The organism is Neisseria sp. P0021.S005 (assembly GCF_051956955.1).
The window spans coordinates 1-4,622 of sequence record NZ_JBQCWY010000216.1 but is presented as its reverse complement, the minus strand read 5'-3'; the positions used below and the strand labels follow the sequence as shown (position 1 = coordinate 4,622).

The 4,622-nt window shown below is 53.5% G+C and carries 5 protein-coding genes and 3 tRNA genes; 5 read left to right on the top strand and 3 right to left on the bottom strand.

Annotated elements, in window-relative coordinates:
- Positions 1 to 36: 36 nt before the first annotated feature.
- The 3 genes from ACTHUE_RS11275 to ACTHUE_RS11265 form a co-directional block, all read right to left on the bottom strand.
- Positions 37 to 112, bottom strand: a tRNA-His gene (locus ACTHUE_RS11275).
- Positions 113 to 121: 9 nt separating this feature from the next.
- Positions 122 to 198: transfer RNA gene (locus tag ACTHUE_RS11270), tRNA-Arg, on the bottom strand.
- 27 nt (positions 199 to 225) lie between these two features.
- Positions 226 to 303 (bottom strand) — tRNA-Pro (locus tag ACTHUE_RS11265).
- Positions 304 to 504: 201 nt separating this feature from the next.
- Here ACTHUE_RS11265 and folD point away from each other — a divergent pair.
- From folD to ACTHUE_RS11240, 5 genes are all read left to right on the top strand, one after another.
- Positions 505 to 1,356, top strand: coding sequence for a bifunctional methylenetetrahydrofolate dehydrogenase/methenyltetrahydrofolate cyclohydrolase FolD (gene folD, locus ACTHUE_RS11260; RefSeq protein WP_070695149.1), 852 nt, complete (start codon positions 505 to 507; stop codon positions 1,354 to 1,356).
- A gap of 84 nt (positions 1,357 to 1,440) precedes the next feature.
- Complete coding sequence (locus ACTHUE_RS11255) at positions 1,441 to 2,514, top strand: AI-2E family transporter (protein WP_049322947.1); 1,074 nt, start codon at positions 1,441 to 1,443, stop codon at positions 2,512 to 2,514.
- Positions 2,515 to 2,643: 129 nt separating this feature from the next.
- The gene (locus ACTHUE_RS11250) at positions 2,644 to 3,885 is read left to right on the top strand and encodes an aromatic amino acid transporter (protein ID WP_070695148.1); all 1,242 of its coding nucleotides are present in this window, start codon (positions 2,644 to 2,646) and stop codon (positions 3,883 to 3,885) included.
- A 93-nt stretch (positions 3,886 to 3,978) separates the two neighbouring features.
- Entirely contained in the window at positions 3,979 to 4,431 is a 453-nt protein-coding gene (locus ACTHUE_RS11245) for a DUF7832 domain-containing protein (protein ID WP_150540625.1), read from the top strand.
- A gap of 11 nt (positions 4,432 to 4,442) precedes the next feature.
- A partial coding sequence (locus tag ACTHUE_RS11240) for an HAD-IIIA family hydrolase (RefSeq protein ID WP_440423488.1) occupies positions 4,443 to 4,622 on the top strand: 180 nt, incomplete at its 3' end.

The window sequence follows — 4,622 nt, the reverse complement described above, 5'->3', positions numbered from 1 at the left end:
GGAAAAAAGCCTGCATACAATATGCAGGCTTTCATCTGGGGTGGCTGATGGGGCTCGAACCCACGACAACTGGAATCACAATCCAGGGCTCTACCAACTGAGCTACAGCCACCGTAAAAATTGGCACGCCCGACAGGAATCGAACCTGTAACCCCCGACTTAGAAGGTCGGTGCTCTATCCGGTTGAGCTACGGGCGCTCATGCCGATTCGTGCTAAGAATTTTGTGGTCGGGGCGGTGGGATTCGAACTCACGACCCTCTGCTCCCAAAGCAGATGCGCTAACCGGGCTGCGCTACGCCCCGACTGAAGACCTGAACTATACAGACCCTTTTTAACCCGGTCAACATCTACTTTGCTTTATTTTTTCATTTTTTGATTATCTTATTATTTTTAATCGTTATTTATTTTTATGTTTCACAATCAGGGCTACTCTTTTGTGTCAGGCCGTCTGAAAAATGCGATAATTTAAACGCAATATTTATCCCTATTGAGGAGGAAAAATCATGGCTGCACAACTTATAGACGGAAAAAAAATCTCCCAGCAACGCATCGAGGCGGTCGCACAGGCGGTAAAAGCGCGTCAGGAAAAAGGTTTGCACACGCCTTGTTTGGCGGTGGTATTGGTCGGCGACGACCCTGCCAGCGCGGTTTATGTACGCAATAAAAAACTGGCCTGCCAAAAAAGCGGCATTGAATCGCGCTCTTACGAGCTGCCGTCTGAAACCACGCAAGACGATTTGTTGAAACTGGTGGACGAATTGAACGGCGACCCTGCCGTCGACGGTATTTTGGTGCAACTGCCGCTACCGGCCCACATCGACAGCCAGGCAGTTTTGGAACGTATCATGCCGCATAAAGATGTGGACGGCTTCCACCCTTACAACGTCGGCCGCCTGGTCGTCAAAATGCCGCTGATGCGCCCGTGCACGCCCAAAGGCGTGATGACTTTGTTGGAAGCCTACGGCATCGACCCGAAAGGCAAAAAAGCCGTGATTGTCGGCGCGTCCAATATTGTCGGCCGCCCGCAGGCGTTGGAATTGCTGCTGTCCCGCGCGACGGTAACCATCTGCCACAGCGCCACGCAAAACCTTGCCGATGAAGTTGCCGCCGCCGATATTTTGGTGGTCGGCGTGGGCATTCCGAATTTTGTTAAAGGCGAATGGGTCAAACCCGGCGCCGTCGTTATCGATGTGGGCATCAACCGCTTGGAAGACGGCAGCCTGTGCGGCGACGTGGAGTTTGATGTCGCCAAAGAACGTGCGTCCATGATTACGCCCGTTCCCGGCGGCGTCGGCCCGATGACGATTGCCACTTTGTTGGAAAACACGCTACACGCGGCCTCATTGCACGACTAACCGCCGTCATTAAATTAGGCCGTCTGAACATGGTTTTTCAGACGGCCTGACCTGTTTTTTGTTTTTTTACCTTATCGGCTTCACATGTCCTTACTCGCTTCCCACACCGACAACCCGACTTTCCGCAACGCTTCCTATATCCTGATGGGTTTGGCCTTGCTGATTGTCTTGCACTACCATCTGCTGCCGCTGCTGCTGTCGGTTATCCTGACCTATATCTTTATTACGCGCACCAACGGCGTCATCCTCAAACTCCGCCGCCGTGTTTTACCGCGCAACACGCGGCTGCATAAATCGCTCAATGCGCACAACATCAACCTGATTTCCACCACGCTGACGCTGGCCATCGTGTTCAGCATCATTGCGATGATGTCTTTGGGCATTTACCACCTGATACACGGCGGCCATGTCGGCTTTATGCTGGCCAAGCTGGCGGCGATTTTGGAAGACACCAAAAACAGCCAAGACCTGCCTGCGGCCATTCTCAATATGCTGCCCAACAATATGGCCGAAATCAAAGCCTCGGCGATCAAGCTGATTGACGAATACCGCGCCGCGCTGACCCGCATCAGTAAAAACAGCATCACGTCCTTCGTGTACATCCTCATCGGCATCATCATCGGCGCCATGCTCAGCTTCCACCGCCTGAAAATGCGTAAAAACCGCCGCAAAATGCCATTGTTTAAAGCCGAATTGGTGCAACGCATCGTCACTTTTGAAACCAGCTTTGAACGCGTGTTCCTCGCCCAAGTCAAAATCTCGCTGATCGACACTTTCCTGACCGGCCTGTACCTTTACTTGGTTTTACCGCTGTTCGGCGTTGAGCTGCCGTTTAAAATGACCGTCCTGATCGTCGCCTTTATCGTCGGCCTGATTCCGGTAGCGGGCAACCTGATTTCCAACACCATCATCATTATTTTGAGCCTCGGCGCATCGCTTTACGTCGCACTCGCCTCGCTGGTGTTCCTCGTTGTCATCCACAAGCTCGAATATTTCCTCAACGCCAAAATCATCGGCTCGGAAATCGAATCCAGCGCGTGGGAATTGCTGGTGGCGATGGTCGTCTTTGAACGCATTTTCGGCATCGGCGGCATCATCGTCGCGCCGGTTTATTACGCCTATTTGAAAAACGAATTGAAACTGCGAAAATTGATTTAATCAGTTGCGTTTATACACACAAAAGGCCGTCTGAAAACGACAATCGGGTTTTCAGACGGCCTTTGCTTTACCTTTTCTTACACTTTACGGCATAATGGCAGCCACGCATTTCTAGAAGAAAGATAAATAATGTCAACCAAAACCCCTTCCCTATTCGGCGGCGCGATGATTATCGCCGGTACGGTTATCGGCGCAGGCATGCTTGCCAACCCGACCGCCACCTCCGGCGTATGGTTTACCGGCTCGCTGGCCGTGTTGCTGTACACCTGGTTTTCCATGCTCTCCAGCGGCCTGATGATTTTGGAAGTCAATACCCATTATCCGCACGGCGCCAGCTTCGACACCATGGTCAAAGACCTGCTCGGCCCGGCTTGGAACATCATCAACGGCGTTGCCGTCGCTTTCGTTTTATACCTGCTCACCTACGCCTACATCTTCGTCGGCGGCGACCTGACCGCCAAAGGCATCGGCAGCGCGGTAGGCGGCGAAATCTCGCTCACCGTCGGCCAACTCGTCTTCTTCGGCATTCTCGCCTTTTGCGTTTGGGCATCCGCACGCTTGGTTGACCGTTTCACCAGCATCCTCATCGGCGGCATGGTATTGACCTTCATCTGGGCAACCGGCGGCCTGATTGCCGATGCCAAAATGCCTGTTTTGTTTGATACCCAAGCCCCTGCCGGCACCAACTACTGGATTTATGTCGCCACCGCCCTGCCCGTTTGCCTTGCGTCATTCGGCTTCCACGGCAACGTTTCCAGCCTGCTCAAATACTTTAAAGGCGACGCGCCCAAAGTGGCCAAATCCCTATGGGCAGGAACGCTGATTGCGCTTGTGATTTACATCCTCTGGCAAATCGCCATCCAAGGCAACCTGCCGCGCAGCGAGTTCGCACCGGTTATCGCTGCCGAAGGCCAAGTTTCCGTCCTGATCGAAACGCTGTCCAAGTTCGCCCAAACCGGCAATATGGACAAAGTGTTGACCCTGTTCTCCTACATGGCGATCGCAACGTCCTTCCTCGGCGTAACGCTCGGCCTGTTTGACTACATTGCCGACATCTTCAAATGGAACGACAGCATTTCCGGCCGTACCAAAACTGCCGCGCTGACCTTCCTGCCGCCCCTGATTTCCTGCCTGCTCTTCCCTACCGGCTTCGTTACCGCCATCGGCTACGTCGGCCTGGCCGCCACCATCTGGACAGGCATCATCCCCGCCATGCTGCTCTACCGCTCGCGCCATAAATTCGGTGCCGGCAAAAACTACAAAGTTTACGGCGGATTCTGGCTGATGGTTTGGGTCTTCCTCTTCGGCATCATCAACATTGCCGCCCAGATATTGAGCCAACTGGAGCTTGTTCCCGTATTTAAAGGTTAAATTCCCTTAAGGCCGTCTGAAACACCCTCTTTCAGACGGCCTAATTCATTATTTTCCGCTACAATACCCCCTTTCCCCCAACGAACACCGTCCATGTACGACAATATCCGTTTCCATCTCGACGAAGACTATCCCGACCAACTCCCACCCGAAAACGCTGCCACCCACATCGGCATGTACTGGCAGTGGGCGGCGCAGGCAGGCCTCGTCAACCCCGTCTGGCAAACCGCCCCCGAAACCGCAGCCGACTTCGCCGCCATGACCTCGGGCAAAATCAGCGGACGGCACTTCCTGCTCAAACACATGGACGGCGCATTGACGGCAGACGACTTTACCGAACTCGGCCAACGGTTTACCGAGTTCTACTACACCGACGAAGAAGACGGCTACGGCGCATTTATGGAAGACTACATCCTCGCCCTCGACACGCCCTCGCTCGGCGGCTTCTACCACGTCAAAAATACCCCGGAAACCTTCGCCAAACTGATACCCGTTTTTCAGACGGCCTTTGAAAAATGGAAAAGCAGTTTGAAAGCAGAAAAATAAGAGCCACCACCATGAAACTCATCATCCTCGACCGCGACGGCGTCATCAACCAAGACCGCGACGATTTCGTCAAATCCGTTGACGAATGGATTCCCATCGAAGGCAGCATGGATGCCATCGCCTTTTTAACGCAGGCAGGCTACACCATCGCCGTGGCCACCAACCAATCCGGTATCGGCCGCAAATACTTT